The following is an 18,157-nucleotide window of genomic DNA, read 5'->3' on the forward strand; positions in this document are numbered from 1 at the left end:
GATGAAGGAAAAGGAGGTACGTCTAATCTCATGAAAATTACATTTATTGAGCCTACCCCCAGTCCAAATTCCATGAAGCTTCATCTTGACGAATCCCTGGAACCGGGAATCCGCAAAACATATACCCTGGATAATGAACGTTCTGCTCCTGCGTGGATCCGGGAGCTGCTGCATATTCAGGGCGTGAAGAGCATCTTCCACACCCTGGACTTTATCGCGCTGGACCGCAAGGGCAGCGCCGATTGGCAGGTAATTCTGAGCGAGGTGCAGGAGAAGTTCGGACAGGAAGGGCTTCAGGCCGGAGGAAGCGAGGAAGCTGCCGGCGCTTTTGGCGAAGCTGAGGTATTCGTCCAATTCTTCCGCGGCATCCCGATGCAGATCCGCGTCAAGAGTGCGCTTCAGGAAGAACGGATCGGCTTGTCGCAGCGCTTTACAGAGGCAGTCACCCAGGTGGCGTCCAACACGATGATCAAGGAGCGCAAGCTGAAGGATTACGGCGTCCGCTATGGCGAGCTGGCCGACATCGCCCGTGAGGTCGAGCAGGAGCTTGAAGCCGCCTTCCCGCAGGAGCGGCTGGATAAGGTCGTGTCACAGGCTATCGCCCATGGCGCCGCCGAAGAGGAGTTTATCGAGCAGCGGCGCAAGCTGAGCGATGAGGAAACGGCCGCCGCCATGAAGGATTCCGACTGGCGCGTCCGCTATGCCGCGCTGGACGTGCTGGAGCCAGAGGAGCGGCATCTGCCGCTTCTGAAGGAGGCGCTGTCTGATTCCAAGATGCAAATCCGGCGCTTGGCGATCGTATATCTGGGCGACTTCCGCACACCGGAAGCCATGGCCTTGCTGCAGCAAGCGATGACCGATGAATCGCCGGCGGTTCGCCGTACAGCAGGCGATACGCTGTCTGACATCGGAGACCCGGCGGCTACACCGGTCATGATTCAGGCGCTGAAGGACAGCAGCAAGCTGGTCCGCTGGCGTGCGGCCCGCTTCCTATATGAAGTGGGCACGGAGGAAGCCTCCGGGGCGCTGACCGAAGCGGCGGAGGATCCGGAGTTTGAGGTCAGCCTGCAGGCAAGGATGGCGCTGGAGCGCATTCAATCCGGTGAAGAGGCTGCCGGAACGGTATGGCAGCAGATGGCGAAACGGACAAAGGATGTCAAATAAAACCATTGCATTACAGATGGAATGTCTTTTATACTTAGACTCTGTTCAAATCTCTGTTGGGATCAGACGGACGGAACTGTCGTGTCTCTCTTGCGAGGCGCGGTGTGCTATCGGCTTGGTAACATGAGGCTGTATTTTCGGCCTGCAGTGTATACTGCAGGCTTTTTTTGCGGCGTTTATCGTCCGCGGACAGGCATTTTTTATCAGAAAGAAGGAGTGTTACGATCATGAGACGCCATAAATTACCTGCGACCTCACTGAAGCCCAGCTTCAAAGCCCGCCACATGACGATGATTGCCCTTGGAGGCTCTATTGGCACAGGGCTGTTTCTCGCAAGCGGCGGTGCTATCGCTTCTGCCGGACCTGGCGGTGCGCTGCTGGCCTACGCCGCTGTAGGCCTGATGGTTTATTTTCTAATGACCAGCTTAGGAGAACTGGCCACCTTCCTGCCGGACGCCGGTGCTTTCAGCACCTATGCCACCCGGTATGTCAGCCCGGCGTTCGGGTTTGCGGTCGGCTGGAACTTCTGGTACAACTGGGCCGTCACCATCGCGGCCGAACTGGCCGCAGCGACGGTCATTATTAAATTCTGGTTTCCGGACAGCCCGTCCTTCATCTGGAGCCTGCTCTTCCTAGGCATTATGTATGGGCTGAATGTGTTGTCGGCCAAAGGGTACGGGGAGTCTGAATATTGGTTCGCCATGATCAAGGTGGTTACCGTCATTATTTTTCTGATTACAGGTGTGATGATGATCTTCGGCATTCTGGGCGGGGAGTCGGTCGGATTTACGAACTTTAATCTTGATGGCGGCGGCTCGATGCACGGAGGGCTCTTCGCACTGATCGGCGTCTTTATGGCGGCAGGCTTCTCCTTCCAGGGAACCGAGCTGATCGGCGTTGCCGCAGGGGAAAGCGAGAACCCGCGGCAGAATGTGCCCCGGGCGATTCGCCAGGTATTCTGGCGCATCCTCATCTTCTATATCTTTGCTATCTTTGTCATCGGTCTGCTGATCCCGTATAGTGATCCCAGCCTGCTGCAATCAGACGTTAACAGCATCAGTGTCAGCCCCTTCACGCTCGTATTCGAGAAAGCTGGCCTGGCCTTTGCTGCCTCTGTCATGAATGCAATTATTTTGAGCTCGGTGCTGTCTGCCGGCAATTCGGGCATGTACGCCTCGACTCGCGTGCTGTATGCCATGGCGAAGCAAGGAATGGCGCCGCGCTGGCTGAGCCGCCTGAACAGCCGGGGGGTGCCCGTGGCTGCGCTCACGGTTACGGCGTCCATCGGCATGCTCGCTTTCCTGGCCTCGTTCTTCGGGGACGGTCAGGTGTATATCTGGCTGCTAAACGCTTCCGGCATGTGCGGCTTTATTAACTGGCTCGCGATCGCGGTAAGCCATTATCGCTTCCGCAAGGCTTATACTGCTCAGGGCCGGGATCTCAACGAGCTGCCCTTCCGGGCGCGCTGGTTCCCGTTTGGACCGCTGTTTGCGTTCCTGCTCTGCATCGTGGCCATTATCGGCCAAGGTGATTTCAGCGGAGATATCAGCTGGTCCACGCTGATTGCCACCTATGTCAGTGTACCGCTGTTCTTCGCCATCTGGTTCGGGTACAAGCTGTTTCGTACCAGCAAGCTCGTGCCGCTTGAAGACTGCGATTTCTCAACGCCTGCCAAGTAAACATTACGGGCAAAAATTAATAAATGGCGGTGCAGGGAGTTTATCCTGGCACCGCCATTTGCTTTGTGGATGATGTTATTTGCGTGGTCGACGATACTTGACACTTGCCTTAAAGACAGCATTATATTAGGTTCACCAGGAGATGTGCACCTTCAGATCATCACTGTCCTCCAGGCCGTCATGATAATAGCGGATCGTGCCGACACCAGCTTTACGCTGCAGCTCCTGCAGCAGAGCAAGCAGGCCGCGCTCCTCGCCATCGTATCGGAAGACGAGCTCCTGTTGATTTTTTCTGACGGCGGCATTCACCTTCGCATGAAGCTGGTCATACGTGCGTATGGCTGCTTTGGGATCATGAAGATCATACTCCAGCGCCTGAATCAATGCACGGTAGGCTGCCGCTTTGGAGGATGGCTTCGAGGCCAGGGCGTTCAGGGTCGTGCTGTATGAGGTACTAGCCGCAGGGTAGGATTTAACCCAGGTATGATCCTTCGCCATCTGGGCATCACTCCGTAAATAATGAGTGTAGGATACCTTTCCCTCCCGGTTCGGGACCGGATCATTCCAAGTCGTATCAAGGTGATACCACTTCCCGTCCAGCTTCACAAGATTCCAGGCGTGCAGCTGGCCCTGGCCGCTTCCCGAGGGATAGGCCGTGCCCTCCACAATCTTGTTCTCGATTCCGGCCGACTTCAGCAGCTTGTAGGTAAGCAGGGAATATCCCTGGCACACCGTACTTCCCGTGCTGAGCCCGTCATATGCCGTATATTTCTTCAGGGATGTGTCATATTTCAGGTTGAGCACTACCCAGTCGTTAATGGCCTTCACCTTCTCATGGCTGCTCATGCCCGGCTTGATGACCGCGGCCAGAATATCCTTCACTCTGCGGTCCACATACCTTGTCTGCTCCGCGGTTTCCCGGTAGGTTAACCGGACTGTGACGTCTGCCGATGAGGAGGTGCCGCGGTAATCGTAGCTGTAGCTTGCAATGGTATAATGAATGTAAGGGTCACTGTCCATCGCTTGATCCAGCGCGTTCTTCAGATGGGCTTTGAGTGACTTGGTCTGTCCCTGATAGACAAAGCGCAGGTAGGCTTCCCGGCTATTCATAGCCGTGAGCAGCTTCTGCCTGATGTCATCGACCGATGTCGTGACCGTCTTATCCGTCGTCGCATGGACATTGCTCACTTCCGCCGATTCTGGCACGGCAGCCACCGTCACCGCCAAGGTCCCGGTCAGCATCAGCTTTGTCAGAAGCGCCCGGTTCCATTTCATGGGTACCCCGCCCTTTCCTTCACCTCGATTGATAAATAACGCTTGTTCTTTCTTCATGATTATTTACAAGCCTGCCAAATCATTCAGCGTTTTTTCATGCCTCTATTGTAGCACAATGCCTGGAGTTACAACGTCCTATTCTTGCCCCAGATCCAGCAGATTTTCGGTCCTTAACCATCAGACAACACAAAGAAACCGCTCTTGGTTAGGATGGAAGTGACTAAGCCTGCCATCTAGACAAGGAGCGGTTTCATGGGCGCCTATGTGGAATAAGAGCAAGGGGTTCGTGCAGATCTAATAGTTCATATGATTCAGGAAATTATCGCTCTTGCCTCTCAGGTCAGCCAGCTTGACCAGCACCTCCGCAGCTTCAGCGCGCGTTACGACCTGATTCGGCAGGAATTTGCCGTCCCGCAGCGGCAGCAGGTTCAGCTTCACGGCGAACAGTGCCGCTCCCGGATGCTTGATTTGTGAGACGTCTGCCGTACCCGCGTCCACATCCGAGGCGCCAAAGGCTTCAGCCAGCTTGTCATACTTCAGCATCTTCATCAGCAGCACAGCGAGCTCATCCCGCGTTAGCTTGCCCTCCACACTAAATGAAGGCGAGGCTTCACGCGGTAGCCAGTCCCGGGACACCATCAAGTATACCGCTTCATAATATTTGGATTCCGGCTGCAGGCTGCCGTACGGAAACGGATCATACATTCCGATGCTAGAACCCTCATAATCCGGGCTCAGCGACCGCGCTGCCATGTCGAACCATTCTCCCGTGGTGATCTGTTGATCCGGATACACCTTGTTCTGCTCATCCGGGACCAGCACGCGGAACTCCAGCAGCTTCTCCAGTGCCTTGTGGGAGGCGTGCCCTTCAATATCTACCGCATTGAAACCTTCTGAAGACTCGCTATTTCCATAGTAATACCCGCCATTGCGCCATTTGCCCGTCACCGCATCGATCATCTTCATCGTGTAAAGCTCATTCTGTCCGTAGCTCGGCGCATATGCCAGCTTTAACGAAAGCGGCTCATGACCGGTCGGGCTGGTGTAGCCTCCATACTGGATAAATTTCAGCATCAGCTGAATTTGTTCCAGATAAGCCTTTCTTGCCTGATCCTGGGTCACGTTAGGCTTGGATGCCACCGGCAGCTCCTTCAGCTCCACATTGGAGCGGAAATGATAGTTACTTACCTTGCCTTCAGCATCAATGCCAACCGTAATGGATTCACCCCAAATTTTTATCTCGCCGGCATATCGGGTAAAGGTTACATAATAATACGCCTGACCCGGGAATGTGCTCTCCATAGCCCTGATCTCGGTCAGCTTGTATTCAGCCGCGGCATTCGGAACGATCTCCATGACCAGGTCCATCGCCTGCTGCTGGGCCTGCGCCTTCGTGAGCTTGGCCGAGGTGGTCTGCGGCTTGGAGTCACCGAGCTCATGATACCGATGTTCATTCATCGAATAAATCTGTCCTGTTGCGGCGTCCACCTCTGCTGACAGATGGGTTCCCATGAATTGAGATGATGGACTGTAGCTTAAGCTCCATACCTGCCTGCCGTTATGATAGCTCTCTCCCAGGGAGCTGCTCTGCAGCTTGTAATCCTTCGGAATGTCAAAATGTTCATTCAAAATTGTGGTCGCGTCGGCCGCTTTCGAAAGCGGCTTCACTGCCGGCTTGAACGGGGCCTTCTTGCTTGTTACCGGTGTTGGCTGCACTGCGGGATCGGTCATCTGCTTGCCTGTATAATCCATGGGCTTGCCGGTAGCGGCGTCAATCGCAGACATGGACTGGTCACCCGGTGCCCAGGCCAGATAATACTCCGGAGTGGTCCGGCTGCGATAATGCTGCATTTTCTCCGGCATGTAGACGAGCTCCAGCCCAAATTGCTTCTCCAGCTGCTCACGCGCTTGCTCGGCTGTAATGCCCGGCTTCGTCACCTTCGGCTTGACAGCGGTATTGTAGCGATTAAAGGAAGTAATGCTGCCTTCTGCATTCACACTGAGACTGAGCATATCCCCGTCTGATGGAATGCCGTTATATGAACCTTTATATTGAAAATAATAATTTACCGGAGAGAACAACGCCTCCATGCCGTAGCCTGGATGGTGAGAAGTAAGCTGCTTGGTATCCACATCCGGAAAATGGCTTTGTATCCACGCCTTGGCTTGTTGTTCTGCCTGCTGCCGGCTTAATGCCGTCTGATTCTCGGAGGTGCTGAACAGCCGCTCGGGTATATGTATAGAAATGACATCCCCCGTAACGGCATTTACAGAGGCATGAAAGCCTGTGCCGTAAGTACCCAGCTGATAGTCAAATTGCAGATCCCAGATCACCACCTCCCCTAATGACTTCTCCTCGCGAAAGCTGGATTGCACCAGCTTGGCCCGGCTTGTCACCGGGAACAGCTTATGGACACGCTGCTCCGCCTGTGCGGATGAAATCTTCGCTCCCTCTGGCAGCTCTGTACTTCCAATCAGGGTCTTTTGACCTGCAGCGGGAAGCTCTCCGGCCGCTTGGGCCAGCCTGGCCTTTACATCCGGATCGATAGCCTCCGCTCCCCATGCTGCCGGAGATATACATAACATGGCGGCCAGAGCACAGGCGGTAGACGTCACGGCCATTGCCTTCTTTGAACGTGTCGATGACTTCAATAGTTTGGCTCCCTTCGATCATATGGCGATCCATATGTTTTTACTAACATTACAGATTATACCATACTAGGAATCTTGCTTCCTTATGACTCTGGTCTTAAAAAGGCCTCCTTTCTTCAGCTAACACAGATTTGAGTCTCATCTTCCTGACGTAAAAAGCAAATCCCCCCTCTCCGGCCTCAGCCGTTAAGGGGGGATTGCTATAGCGTGCTGCTACCGATGCTTCGCCAGTGCAGCACTGAGGCTTTGGGTTTGTGGATATACATCCTGATATAGCTTGAACAGCTCCTCGTACTTCTCCACGACTTCAGGCTGCGGCGTATAACGCACCGCTTCCTGCAGGAACTCTTCAGCGCAGGCCTGCAGGCTCGGAAACCAGCCGCTGCCGTACGCAGCCAGCATCGCCGCTCCCATCGCCGGTCCCTGCTCACTTGCAAGCTTTACGATCTCAGCGTTAAAAATATTGGCCTGCATTTGAAGCCAGACCTCATTCTTCGCTCCACCCCCGATAGAGATGATGGTATTCACGTCCTTGCCCGAGGCTCGCAGCAGCTCTACAGACTCCCGGAGCGAAAAGGTAATCCCCTCCAGCACGGCACGTGTGAAATGGGGAAGCTTATGGCTGACATCCATCCCGATAAAGCTGCCGCGAATCTCTGCATCGGGATGCGGTGTTCGTTCGCCTGCGATATAAGGCGTAAAGAGCAGTCCGCTGCTGCCGGCAGGCACGGCTTCTACACCGCTTAACAGCTCCTGGAAGGAGATGCCGGGCGCGAATGTTTTTTTGAACCAGTCCAGACTGTAGCCGGCCGCGAGTGTAACTCCCATCACATAAAATGCATCCGGCTCGCTATGATTGAAAAAGTGAACCCGGCCCTCCAGATCGACATCCCGCCGCTCCTCAAAGGACAGGATGACGCCCGATGTGCCGATGCTGCACATAGTCTTGCCCTCCTCCAGAATCCCGGCGCCCAGCGCCCCGCAGGCATTGTCGGCTCCCCCGGCATATACAGAGGTGGAGGACAGTAAACCGGACTGCTCTGCGATCTCTGGCAGCAGGGTACCGCAATGCTGAAATGATTCCACCAGAGGCGGGCACAGCTCTTCCGGCAGATTGAAGGCATCCAGAATGTCTTTACTCCAGCTTCTGCCGGCGACATCCAGCATCAGCGTACCGGCTGCATCCGAATAATCCATGGCGTACTGACCTGTGAGCCGGAAACGCACATAATCCTTCGGGAGAAGCAGCTGGACTGCCCGGGCGAATATATCCGGCTCCTGCTCCTGCACCCACAGCAGCTTCGGAAGAGTAAAGCCTTCCAGCGCGCGGTTTCGGGCGATGTCCAGCAGACGGCCCTGAAGCTGCTGCTCGATCCTGCGGCACTGCTGCGTCGTGCGGGTGTCATTCCACAGGATAGCCGGGCGCAGCACGGCGCCTTCCCCGTCAACCAGCACCAGTCCGTGCATCTGTCCTGAGAAGCTCAATCCTTCTACGGATTCCGGTGCGGCCTGTGAGACGTGCATCAGCTTTTTTAAAGAGATCACTGTCGCGTCTACCCAATCCTCCGGCCGCTGCTCGCTGTAGCCGGGCTTCGGCTGGCTAAGTGGATAGCTCTCCGAATGCTCCGCTACCACCTCGCCGCTGCGGTTGACCAGCACGGTCTTCACCGCACTGGTGCCGAGATCTACTCCAATGACGTAACTCATTGCCTAACTCCTCTCCTGACCATCCTTGCATCGTCATTACGATACAAGTCTCTGATTAGTCTGCCAAAATGTACTGGTTCAGGATGCCCTTCAGCATTTCCTGGCGACCGGATTCATTTCTGCGCGGCTTCTCGTTCTGAAGAGCATACTCGGCGAGCGACGCGAGTGTAGCCTTACCCGCCACAACGTCCGCACCGATGCCTTCCTGGAAGCTGCTGTAGCGCTTTTCAATAAAGTCCTCGAACACACGGTCCTCAATCAGCTTTGCTGCCACCTTTAATCCCTTGGCATAGGTGTCCATTCCGGCAATATGGGCCAGGAACAGATCCTCATACTCAAACGACGGACGACGCACCTTCGCATCGAAGTTTACGCCGCCGCGGCCCAGACCGCCATTCATCAGCACCTCGTACAGCGTCAGTGTTGCATCATAAATGTTAACCGGGAATTCATCCGTGTCCCAGCCGATAAGCATATCGCCCTGATTGGCATCCAGCGAGCCCAGCATGCCATTGATGCGCGCTACCCGAAGCTCATGCTCGAACGTATGGCCTGCCAGTGTCGCATGGTTCGCTTCCAGGTTCAGCTTGAAATGCTTCTCCAGACCATACTTCTGCAAGAACGCAATCGTTGTCGCCGCATCAAAATCATACTGGTGCTTCGTCGGCTCCTTCGGCTTCGGCTCAATCAGGAATTGGGCGTCGAAGCCGATTTCCTTCGCGTAGTCCACAGCCATGTGGAACAGGCGGGCCAGGTTGTCCAGCTCCAGGCCCATATCCGTATTCAGCAGCGTCTCATAGCCTTCACGGCCGCCCCAGAATACGTAGTTTTCGGCGCCCAGGCGTTTGCCGACCTCAAGCCCTTTCTTGATCTGTGCCGCTGCGTGAGCATAAACGTCTGCATTGCAGGTTGTGCCCGCCCCATGCATAAAGCGCGGATTGCTGAACATGTTCGCCGTGTTCCACAGCAGCTTCTTGCCGCTTGCCTTCATATGCTCTTCGATGGAATCCACAATCGTGTCAATATTGCTGTAGAACTCACGCAGGCTGCTGCCCTCTGGCGCAATGTCTATATCATGGAAGCAAAAGTAAGGCAGGTTCATCTTATCCAGGAATTCAAAGCCGGCTTCTACGCGAGCCTTGGCCAGATCCAGCCCCTTCAGTCCGTCCCACGGACGTACCGCGGTGTCAGCCCCGAACGGGTCCGAGCCGCCTGCCGTCAAGGTGTGCCAATATGCCATGGAAAAGCGCAGATGCTCCTCCATCGTCTTGCCCGCTACGATCTCTGTTGGATTATAAAATTTAAACGCATATGGATTTGTGGATTTACTGCCTTCAAATTCAATCTTGTTTACTTGGTTAAAATAGGCCATGGATAAGATCCTCCCTTATTCAGCTCAAAGTCGTTACCGCTTTCACCGTTATCCTAGCATAAGGACTCCTACTTTGTCTATTGGTTAAACAAAGTATTTTTTAAAGGGTCATGTGCGGGAGAAGGCGGTTGCTTTTTTGAGGAGATCGCCCTAGACTAGGAGATTATGAAGCATTTCGGAAGAGAAGCGTGAAGGATGGTTTGGACAATGACGAGCATTACAGGTGACCAGGCGCTGGTCAAAAAAATCAACAGGTCGATCGTACTGAACACGATTATGCGGCACGCCCCCCTCTCCCGGGCGAAAGTATCCACGATTACCGGGCTGAACAAGGCCACCGTATCCAATCTGGTTCAGGAGCTGTGTGATCATCATCTGGTAGAGGAGATCGGTCCGGGTGAATCCAGCGGCGGCCGCAAGCCCCGGCTCCTGCTGTTTAGCGGCCGCGCCGGCTCCGCCGTCGGCATTGAGATCCGCTTATCGCAGATGATCGGGGTGCTGACGGATTTGGAAGGAAATATACTCTTTGAACGCGAGGAGCAGCTGGAGCGTCATGATCTCGACTTCGTGCTGAAATCCATGACCACCCTGATTAAAGCACTGATGCACGAAGCTCCGCCTTCTCCCTATGGCGTCGTGGGGGTCGGCGTCGGGGTGCCGGGGATGGTAGACGGCGAGGGCAACATTCTGTTTGCCCCCAACCTGGGCTGGGAAATGGTGCCGCTGCAGCAGCGGCTAGAAGAGGAAATCGGCGTGAGTGTCACGATCGATAACGAGGCCAATGCAGGAGCGCAGGGAGAATTCCGCTTCGGTGCGGGACGGGATGCCGAGCATGTGCTGTATATCAGTGCCGGCAGCGGGATCGGCTCTGGCATCATGATCCATGGAGAGCTGTACAAGGGCGCCAGGGGCTATGCCGGAGAAACCGGTCATATGAGCATTGAGGCAGACGGCATGGCATGCTCCTGCGGCAATCGCGGCTGCTGGGAGCTGTACGCCTCGGAGAAGGCCTATACTCAGGCGTCTCCGCCCCTGCCGTCACACCGCACGCGGCAGCTCGCCGATCTGGCGCACGCGGGAGATAAGGATGTCATCTCCCTGTTTGCCGGCATTGGCCGCTTCCTGGGGATCGGCATTACGAATCTGGTCAACAGCTTCAATCCACAGCGTGTAGTCATTGGCGGCCCGCTCGCTGATGCACGTCCCTGGATTTCTTCCGCACTGGAGGAGGTCGTCGCGCAGAGAACGCTGCCTTACCACCGGGAACGGATGGAGATTACCTTTGCCGAGCTCGGCAGCCGCTCTACCGTAATCGGTGCTGCATATTTAGCCGTATCGCAGTTTCTGGGGCCGGTTCGCGTCAGCACTCTCTGAGCCAGCAGCTAGTTGGCTATGGTGAGCAGGCCAAATGATCCAAAACCGCCTTATTTTGTGGCTGGGAGCTGCAGATAATGTTTCATATTTCCGTTATAATATAGAGATTGAGGCAAGCTTATGCCATCTTAATTTCGCTGTAGTATAGGGAGAGAGCTACGATGACTTATGTCAATACGTCTGAAATCGACGGCGGGCTGTTCTTGACGGTTATGCTGTTCCTGCTCGTCATTGCGCCGCTGTTCAGTCTGGCGATCATGAAGTTTTTTCAAGGGAAAAAGCGGACGGGCTTTATTCTCATGGGTGCCGGTGTCAGCTCCTACGTGGTGTTTACGCTCGTAACCTCATTGATGACCTGAATCACCTGAATTACGGCCTGATGATCAGGCAACCTTCTTACCACCCATAAACGAAAACGAATAAAGACATGGCCACAGGCGGGATTCCCCCGCACAATGCCATGTCTTTATGTTTAGAGCCTGTTACTTAACCTTCTGCCGGTGCCAGCGCCTTGTTCAGCTGGAGCTTGTTCATCCCGAGAATGCGGTGCTCGCCGATGACGGTGAGCGGTACTGCACGTACGCCCATATCCCAAACCTGCTGAGCAAACTCGTCATTCGTCTCGATGTTGCGCTCTTCGAATTCAACCCCCTGCTCGGTCAGATATCCTTTAACCTGCTTGCAATGAGGACAGTTGCTGGATGTGTATACAATTGCGTTTGCCATGTCTGTATCACCTCAGTCAAAGATTTAGTCATCCGTAATCACTACCCGGATCTTCTCCAGTTTAAATCACAACCGCCTGATGTTCCAGGCTTTCGATATATTTCTCGCAGTCCATCGCTGCCATACAGCCGCTGCCGGCTGCCGTAATGGCCTGTCTGTAGCGGGTATCCTGCACATCGCCGCAAGCGAAAATGCCTTGTACGTTCGTCTCCGACGTGCCAGGGTTGGTGACGATGTAGCCGTTCGGATCTGTCGTCAGCTGGCCGTTCAGGAAGCCGGTATTCGGGTGGTGGCCGATCGCTACGAACACACCGCTTGCGTTCAGAACCTCCTCGGCTCCGGTTTCATTGTTGCGAAGCTTGAGACCGGTAACACCATGCTCGCCTGCAACCACCTCCAGCGGAGTACGGTTTAGCGCCCATTGAATCTTCGGATTGGCTCTTGCACGGTCCTGCATAATCTTGGACGCGCGCAGCTCATCGCGGCGGTGAACCAGAGTCACCTTGGAGGCAAAGCGGGTCAGGAAGTTCGCTTCCTCCAGCGCGGAATCGCCGCCGCCAACCACGATAATTTCTTTATTGCGGAAAAAGAAGCCGTCGCAGGTTGCGCAGGTGCTGACACCGCGGCCCACATTCTCCTCTTCTCCCGGAATGCCCAAATACTTTGCGGTAGCGCCTGTAGAAATGATCAGGGTGTCCGCTTCAAGCTCTCCCATTCCTTCCACGTTCAGCTTGAAGGGGCGCTGGCCGGTATCGACGCTGTTGACCCAGCCTGTGCGGAATTCAGCACCGAAGCGCTCCGCCTGCTTGCGCATATTGTCCATCAGCTCCGGCCCTTGAATGCCGTCGATGAAGCCTGGGAAGTTCTCCACCTCGGTCGTGGTCGTCAGCTGACCGCCGGGCTGAGGGCCTTCAATGATGAGCGGGCTCATGTTAGCACGGGCAAGATAAATGGCAGCGGTCAGGCCGGCAGGACCGGTGCCGATAATAATGGATTTATACATATAAGGTTCCCTCCTGTATCTCTAAATCACTTATTTATAATCATTATAAACTGATACTTATTATGATTAATTCCGAAGAATCTGTCAACACCCGAGACCGGTATCAAAAGAAATAATTACCATGGCTCTTCATTCCTCTCCATCTAGCAAACAAGCCTGCCTGTATGATCCCGTTATCAGGATCATACAGGCAGGCTTGTTGGAGAGAAACGGGGCAATCATTCCCATTTTATTTCGCTCGAAGCAGCCGCAGTCCGTTTAGAATCACGAGAATGGTACTGCCTTCATGACCGATCACGCCCAGCGGCAGGGCAACGCCCTGAATAAAGTTGGCAGATATCAGGGTCAGAATGACCGTTACGGCAAAGACCATGTTCTGCTTCACAATGGCTGCGGCGCGGCGTGCGATTTTGACGGTGGAGGCAATTTCCTCAATGTTGTCATTCATCAGCACCGCATCGGATACCTCAAGGGCTGTTCCGCTTCCCGAAATCCCCATGCCGATGCCTACCGTAGCTGTGGCCAGCGCCGGAGCGTCATTGACACCGTCCCCGACCATGACGACATGTCCGTGCTGCTCCCGCAGCGCCCGAACATGCTTGACCTTATCCTCTGGCAGCAGGTCAGAGAAGACCAGATCAACGCCGATCTGGCGCGCGATGGCATCTGCTGTCGCCTTGCGGTCTCCGGTCAGCATCGCGACCCGGATTCCCATGCTCTGCAGCCGCTTGACGGCAGCCGCCGCCTGCGGACGTACCGCATCCTGCAATCCGATCATACCGGCCATCTGTCCGTCACGAAGAATGACTGAGACGGTCTTGCCCTCCTCTTCCAGGCTGCGGCGAAGCTCCCGCCAGTCCGGTTCTCCATTTCGTACCGAGTGAGCATCCAGGGTAAGAGCGTCCCCGTCAAGCACGTCGCTTTTTCCAATTCTCCATGCTGTACCCTGCACGGTACCCTGCATTCCCCAGCCCGTTATGGATTCCGCGTTCTCTACAGGCTGCAGTGCAACCCCCTCCGCAGACGCCTTGGCAACGACCGCTTGGGCCAGCGGATGCTTCGACATGCTCTCTACAGATGCACTGATGCCCAGCAGCTCTTCCCGGCTCATTCCGCTGCCAGCCACGAAATCCGTCACCACCGGTGACCCCATCGTTAAGGTTCCGGTCTTATCAAAGGCAACGACGGATGTCTTGGCCATGTTCTCGATATGCGCTCCTCCTTTGAACAGTACGCCTTTACGGGCCCGGTTCGAGATGGCTGACAGCATAGCTGGCATTATGGACGATACCAATGCACAAGGAGATGCGACAACGAGAAAGACCATGGCTTTATAGAAGGAAGTGTCCCAGTCCCACCCTGCCAGCGGAGCCAGCGCAAGGATACCGGCGGTGACTCCCACGACCACACGGGCATAAATAGCCTCAAACCGCTTGATAAAGCGCTCGGACTGCGGAACCTCATTCTCCGCCTCCTCGACAAGCTTCACAATCTTCGCAAATACAGTAGCTTCAGCAGATTGAGTCACTTCAATATAGAGCACACCTTCGCCATTCAGCGTTCCGGCAAATACTTCGTCTCCCACGCTTTTTTCCAAAGGAACCGATTCCCCGGTAATGGAGGACTGATTGACAGAGGACCCTCCCCGATAAACCTTGCCGTCTGCCGGAATCAGCTCGCCCGGCTTCACCAGAATCAAATCCCCGATCTCCAGCTTGCCGACAGCAACCTCCACCATGCTTCCTCCTTCAAGGCGCAGCGCCGTCTCGGGCTGCAGCTCCATCAGGGAGGAAATGTCCTTACGGCTCCGCTCCATCGTATAGCTCTCCAAGGCTCCGCTCATCGCGAAAATGAAGATCAGCATAGCCCCTTCATTCCAATAGCCAATGGCTGCTGCACCGAGCGCGGCTGCGATCATGAGCAGGTTGACGTCGAGATCCCGCTCCTTGATCAGCGTCTCCACGCCTTCCTTCGCCTTGATCCAGCCGCCCGCTGTATAGGAAATGACATACAGAATGACAGAAATCCATTCCGACCAGGAACTGACCGCCCAGGCTGTGAGCATGAGCACCCCGCTTCCCAGCGCGGCCAGCACCTCGGGATTGCGAAGCAGGCTTGCAAGATCCCATTTGCCGCCGGAATTCGGGCGCTCAGGGCCCTCCTGGCGATGCGCCAGTGATTGTGTACGTGCCCCTCTACTTTGAGTCCATTCCATCTTCATTACCTCCTGTACTTGAGAATGAGATCCATTCTTATTGCCCTGAAAATGACGTATGCTGCCCCGGCTAGGCCGGAGCAGCATACTAATTGAGAATGATAATCATTTTTGACTTAGTACAATTTATTTTCCTAAGTGCAACTTTATAGACTTATATTACCCCGATCCCCCCTCGTTGTAAACTCTCTTCCGCCTAATTTTTAAAATATATTTTTTGCACGCAAAAAAGCGCCGCTGCCTTAAGTTAGGCCCGCGACGCATATATACGCTGTCTTCCTTCCGCAGCCTGCTGTCAAGCCTCATCGGCCGAGGCGGCAGACTGCTGACTGGCTTCCAGGCGATACCCGGTGAGTCTGACGGCCGTCAGCCATTCCGGGTCACAGCATACCTCGTTCATCCCCAGCCGATACACCGCTCTTAAATCGGCCGGCCGGATATCCCCCCCGGCGCGGATGTCCAGCTCCGGCTTGATGCTGCGCATGGTATCTACAATCTCCTCCAGCCGGGAGCACTGCAGCGCCGGACCGCCCCAATCGCTGACGGGCTCCTCCAGCTCTATCATGCGGGCAGGCCCTCCCAGCGGCTGCTGCTCCTGCAGCAGATGAAATCGCGATGCGCTCTCTATATCCATGACGACCAGATCTGCAGAACGCGCAATGCCGGCAGCATCAACAGGCCGCACATCGGGGTGCAGCAAGGCGCCTACCTTACAATGCGCTTCCGGCCACCATGCTCCAAGCGTCTGCCGGCCCACTTCCTCAATGAAATCATATACGGCCAGCCATTCTTCCTCCTGCATCGGCCACAGCGCCAGCAGCGCAAGCTCAAAGGGAATCTCCTCCTGATCACATCGGATCATAGCGCGAAACATGGCCTCCAGCTGCACATCCTGAAGGGCTAACCGTTCCTCCGGAGCTGCAGCCTGCCGGGCATCCCAGGCGAGACTGACGGAGCAAGGCTTGCCGTCTGCGGCCTGAAGCAGTCTGATCCAAGCCTCTGTCCATAAATACACCAAGCGTCCACGCTTGAGCTTTCTTTCCTCCTCGTCCTCCGTGCATGAGAGCCATGCCTCATACACGGCCAGCAGGCTTTCGTCCCGCAGCAGCTCTTCACCCCGGAGCAAGCCAATGCCCTGAGCCCCCCGCTGGAGACCGGCGCAAGCCCTGGCCACGGAGTCCGCGCGGCTCGTCACCCGCAGGCGGCGCTGGCCGTCACTCCAGCCCAGCAGACGCTGCAGTGAAGCTTCATCGCTGGAGGCTGCGCCCAGCCTCTGGGCGAGGATCGACTCTATATCATCAGGCTGAGCCAGCAGCAGTAAAGCCTCCTCATGCGTGACACCCTTGCCGGCTGCCAGCTCTCCCAGCCCGGTCAGATCGAGTCCCTGCCCGGAATTACGCTCCCATTCCTTTCGGGCAAACCGATCATAAAAGCGCTTCCCTTGCTCGGCACCTTGTGTCCGTTTCGCTTCTGTCATGAGACTCTACCCCTTTTCGTGAATGGTATCGTATTCATGCTGCCGCCTCCATACCAGATTATTGTCCCGGGCCCCAAAATATACGGCTTTCCCCCATCTTTCTGAAGATGAACCTGCGCGCAAAAAGACCCATCAAGCGGTTGTTCACCATGCTTGATGGGTCTTGGTCATATTGTGTAATGATAATGTCAGCTTACGCCTGGCTTGCAGCCAGTGCCTGCTCCAGATCATACAAGATATCATCAATGGACTCCGTACCCACGGAAATCCGAAGCAGCTCCGGATTAACGCCTGCCGCCACCTGCTCTTCAGCCGTCAGCTGCTGATGTGTCGTGCTGGCAGGATGAATAATGAGTGACTTGGAATCACCGACGTTCGCCAGGTGAGAGAACAGCTTCACGTTCTCAATGACCTTGCGGCCCGCTTCGGTTCCACCCTTGATGCCGAAGGTCAGGATCGCGCCCTGGCCTTTAGGCAAATATTTCTGAGCCAGGCTGTAGGAAGGATGGCTTGCCAATCCCGCATAGCTGACCCATTCAACCGCATCATGCTGCTCCAGGAATTCAGCAACCTTCTTGGCATTCTCGCTATGACGCTCCATACGCAGATGCAAGGTTTCCAAGCCTTGCAGCAGCATCCAGGAATTGAACGGCGAGATGGACGCACCGATGTCACGCAGCAGCTGTACTCTGGCCTTGATGATGTATGCCAGCGGTCCTACCGCTTCCGTGTACACCACGCCATGATAGCTCGGGTCCGGCTCAGTCAAGCCTTGGAACTTGCCGCTTTCGGCCCAGTTGAATTTGCCGCTGTCCACAATGATCCCGCCAATGGACGTGCCATGGCCGCCAATGAACTTGGTTGCGGAATGAACCACGATGTCTGCGCCATGCTCAATCGGACGGAGCAGATACGGGCTTGGGAATGTGTTGTCCACGATCAGCGGAATACCGTGCTCATGCGCAATCGCTGCAACCGCTTCAATGTCCAGCACGTTGCCCTGCGGATTGCCAATCGTCTCGGCGTACAGTGCCTTCGTGTTCTCATTGATATGCTTGCGGAAATTGTCTGGATTTGAGGAGTCTACGAAATGGACCTTGATGCCCAGCTTCGCAAGCGTCGTCGAGAACAGGTTGTATGTGCCTCCGTACAGACTCGAAGCCGATACGATTTCATCTCCGGCACCGGCAATGTTCAGGATGGAGAAGGTGATCGCCGCCTGTCCGGACGCTGTAGCCAGGGCTCCGGCTCCGCCTTCCAGTGCAGCGATCCGCTGCTCGAATACATCCGTGGTCGGATTCATGATCCGGGTGTAAATATTGCCGAATTCCTTCAATGAAAACAGATTGGCGGCGTGATCACTGTCACGAAAGCCGTAGGACGTGGTCTGATACAGCGGAACTGCCCGCGACATCGTCGTGGGATCAATCTCCTGTCCGGCGTGTACCGCCAGGGTTTCAATAGACAGCTTGCGTTGCTCTGACATTAGGTATTTCCTCCCTTGTTTACAATG

General features: G+C 55.3%; 13 protein-coding genes. 4 read left to right on the forward strand and 9 right to left on the reverse strand.

Annotated elements, in window-relative coordinates; genetic code table 11:
* Positions 1-30 precede the first annotated feature (30 nt).
* Both ACH6EH_RS12980 and ACH6EH_RS12985 read left to right on the forward strand, forming a co-directional pair.
* Positions 31-1,164, forward strand: coding sequence for a virulence factor (locus ACH6EH_RS12980; RefSeq protein ID WP_397332616.1), 1,134 nt, complete (start codon positions 31-33; stop codon positions 1,162-1,164).
* A 227-nt stretch (positions 1,165-1,391) separates the two neighbouring features.
* Positions 1,392-2,843, forward strand: coding sequence for an amino acid permease (locus ACH6EH_RS12985; RefSeq protein ID WP_397332617.1), 1,452 nt, complete (start codon positions 1,392-1,394; stop codon positions 2,841-2,843).
* A gap of 132 nt (positions 2,844-2,975) precedes the next feature.
* On the opposite strand, the gene ACH6EH_RS12990 is transcribed toward ACH6EH_RS12985, so the two are convergent.
* The 4 genes from ACH6EH_RS12990 to xylA all read right to left on the reverse strand — a co-directional run bounded on the left by ACH6EH_RS12990 (position 2,976) and on the right by xylA (position 9,849).
* Positions 2,976-4,175: a transglutaminase domain-containing protein gene (locus ACH6EH_RS12990; RefSeq protein WP_397332618.1), complete on the reverse strand. Its 1,200-nt coding sequence runs from the start codon at positions 4,173-4,175 to the stop codon at positions 2,976-2,978.
* A gap of 237 nt (positions 4,176-4,412) precedes the next feature.
* Positions 4,413-6,770 carry a YcdB/YcdC domain-containing protein gene (locus ACH6EH_RS12995; protein WP_397332619.1) on the reverse strand — a complete coding sequence of 786 codons (2,358 nt, stop codon included), beginning with the start codon at positions 6,768-6,770 and terminating at the stop codon, positions 4,413-4,415.
* A gap of 213 nt (positions 6,771-6,983) precedes the next feature.
* Positions 6,984-8,477 carry a xylulokinase gene (gene xylB / locus ACH6EH_RS13000; protein WP_397332620.1) on the reverse strand — a complete coding sequence of 498 codons (1,494 nt, stop codon included), beginning with the start codon at positions 8,475-8,477 and terminating at the stop codon, positions 6,984-6,986.
* A 55-nt stretch (positions 8,478-8,532) separates the two neighbouring features.
* On the reverse strand, positions 8,533-9,849 hold the full coding sequence (gene xylA / locus ACH6EH_RS13005) for a xylose isomerase (RefSeq protein ID WP_397332621.1): 1,317 nt from the start codon (positions 9,847-9,849) through the stop codon (positions 8,533-8,535).
* A 207-nt stretch (positions 9,850-10,056) separates the two neighbouring features.
* On the opposite strand from xylA, the gene ACH6EH_RS13010 reads away from it, so the two are divergent.
* Positions 10,057-11,223 (forward strand): ROK family protein, encoded by a 1,167-nt coding sequence (locus ACH6EH_RS13010; RefSeq protein WP_397332622.1) that lies wholly within the window; start codon positions 10,057-10,059, stop codon positions 11,221-11,223.
* Positions 11,224-11,384: 161 nt separating this feature from the next.
* A complete protein-coding gene (locus tag ACH6EH_RS13015) occupies positions 11,385-11,582 on the forward strand; it encodes a hypothetical protein (protein WP_138227012.1) in 198 nt (65 codons plus the stop codon).
* A 127-nt stretch (positions 11,583-11,709) separates the two neighbouring features.
* Here ACH6EH_RS13015 and ACH6EH_RS13020 read toward each other — a convergent pair whose 3' ends face one another.
* The 5 genes from ACH6EH_RS13020 to ACH6EH_RS13040 form a co-directional block, all read right to left on the reverse strand.
* Positions 11,710-11,949, reverse strand: coding sequence for a glutaredoxin family protein (locus ACH6EH_RS13020; protein ID WP_138227013.1), 240 nt, complete (start codon positions 11,947-11,949; stop codon positions 11,710-11,712).
* Between the two features lie 61 nt (positions 11,950-12,010).
* Positions 12,011-12,952, reverse strand: coding sequence for a thioredoxin-disulfide reductase (trxB, locus tag ACH6EH_RS13025; protein WP_397332623.1), 942 nt, complete (start codon positions 12,950-12,952; stop codon positions 12,011-12,013).
* 229 nt (positions 12,953-13,181) lie between these two features.
* Positions 13,182-15,167 carry a heavy metal translocating P-type ATPase gene (locus ACH6EH_RS13030; RefSeq protein WP_397332624.1) on the reverse strand — a complete coding sequence of 662 codons (1,986 nt, stop codon included), beginning with the start codon at positions 15,165-15,167 and terminating at the stop codon, positions 13,182-13,184.
* A gap of 295 nt (positions 15,168-15,462) precedes the next feature.
* On the reverse strand, positions 15,463-16,644 hold the full coding sequence (locus ACH6EH_RS13035) for a hypothetical protein (RefSeq protein ID WP_397332625.1): 1,182 nt from the start codon (positions 16,642-16,644) through the stop codon (positions 15,463-15,465).
* A 193-nt stretch (positions 16,645-16,837) separates the two neighbouring features.
* Entirely contained in the window at positions 16,838-18,130 is a 1,293-nt protein-coding gene (locus ACH6EH_RS13040; RefSeq protein ID WP_138227017.1) for a homocysteine synthase, read from the reverse strand.
* Positions 18,131-18,157: the final 27 nt, after the last annotated feature.

The sequence above is a fragment of the Paenibacillus sp. JSM ZJ436 genome (assembly GCF_044383795.1).
GTDB classification, from domain to species: domain Bacteria; phylum Bacillota; class Bacilli; order Paenibacillales; family Paenibacillaceae; genus Paenibacillus_AQ; species Paenibacillus_AQ algicola.

Excerpts from the sequence above, each read along its gene's own strand:
- ACH6EH_RS12980 (WP_397332616.1), top strand. The coding sequence starts at position 31 with ATGAAAATTACATTTATTGAGCCTACCCCCAGTCCAAATTCCATGAAG.
- ACH6EH_RS12985 (WP_397332617.1), top strand. The coding sequence starts at position 1,392 with ATGAGACGCCATAAATTACCTGCGACCTCACTGAAGCCCAGCTTCAAA.
- ACH6EH_RS12990 (WP_397332618.1), bottom strand. The coding sequence starts at position 4,175 with ATGAAGAAAGAACAAGCGTTATTTATCAATCGAGGTGAAGGAAAGGGC.
- xylB (WP_397332620.1), bottom strand. The coding sequence starts at position 8,477 with ATGAGTTACGTCATTGGAGTAGATCTCGGCACCAGTGCGGTGAAGACC.
- xylA (WP_397332621.1), bottom strand. The coding sequence starts at position 9,849 with ATGGCCTATTTTAACCAAGTAAACAAGATTGAATTTGAAGGCAGTAAA.
- ACH6EH_RS13010 (WP_397332622.1), top strand. The coding sequence starts at position 10,057 with ATGACGAGCATTACAGGTGACCAGGCGCTGGTCAAAAAAATCAACAGG.
- ACH6EH_RS13015 (WP_138227012.1), top strand. The coding sequence starts at position 11,385 with ATGACTTATGTCAATACGTCTGAAATCGACGGCGGGCTGTTCTTGACG.
- ACH6EH_RS13020 (WP_138227013.1), bottom strand. The coding sequence starts at position 11,949 with ATGGCAAACGCAATTGTATACACATCCAGCAACTGTCCTCATTGCAAG.
- trxB (WP_397332623.1), bottom strand. The coding sequence starts at position 12,952 with ATGTATAAATCCATTATTATCGGCACCGGTCCTGCCGGCCTGACCGCT.
- ACH6EH_RS13030 (WP_397332624.1), bottom strand. The coding sequence starts at position 15,167 with ATGGAATGGACTCAAAGTAGAGGGGCACGTACACAATCACTGGCGCAT.
- ACH6EH_RS13035 (WP_397332625.1), bottom strand. The coding sequence starts at position 16,644 with ATGACAGAAGCGAAACGGACACAAGGTGCCGAGCAAGGGAAGCGCTTT.
- ACH6EH_RS13040 (WP_138227017.1), bottom strand. The coding sequence starts at position 18,130 with ATGTCAGAGCAACGCAAGCTGTCTATTGAAACCCTGGCGGTACACGCC.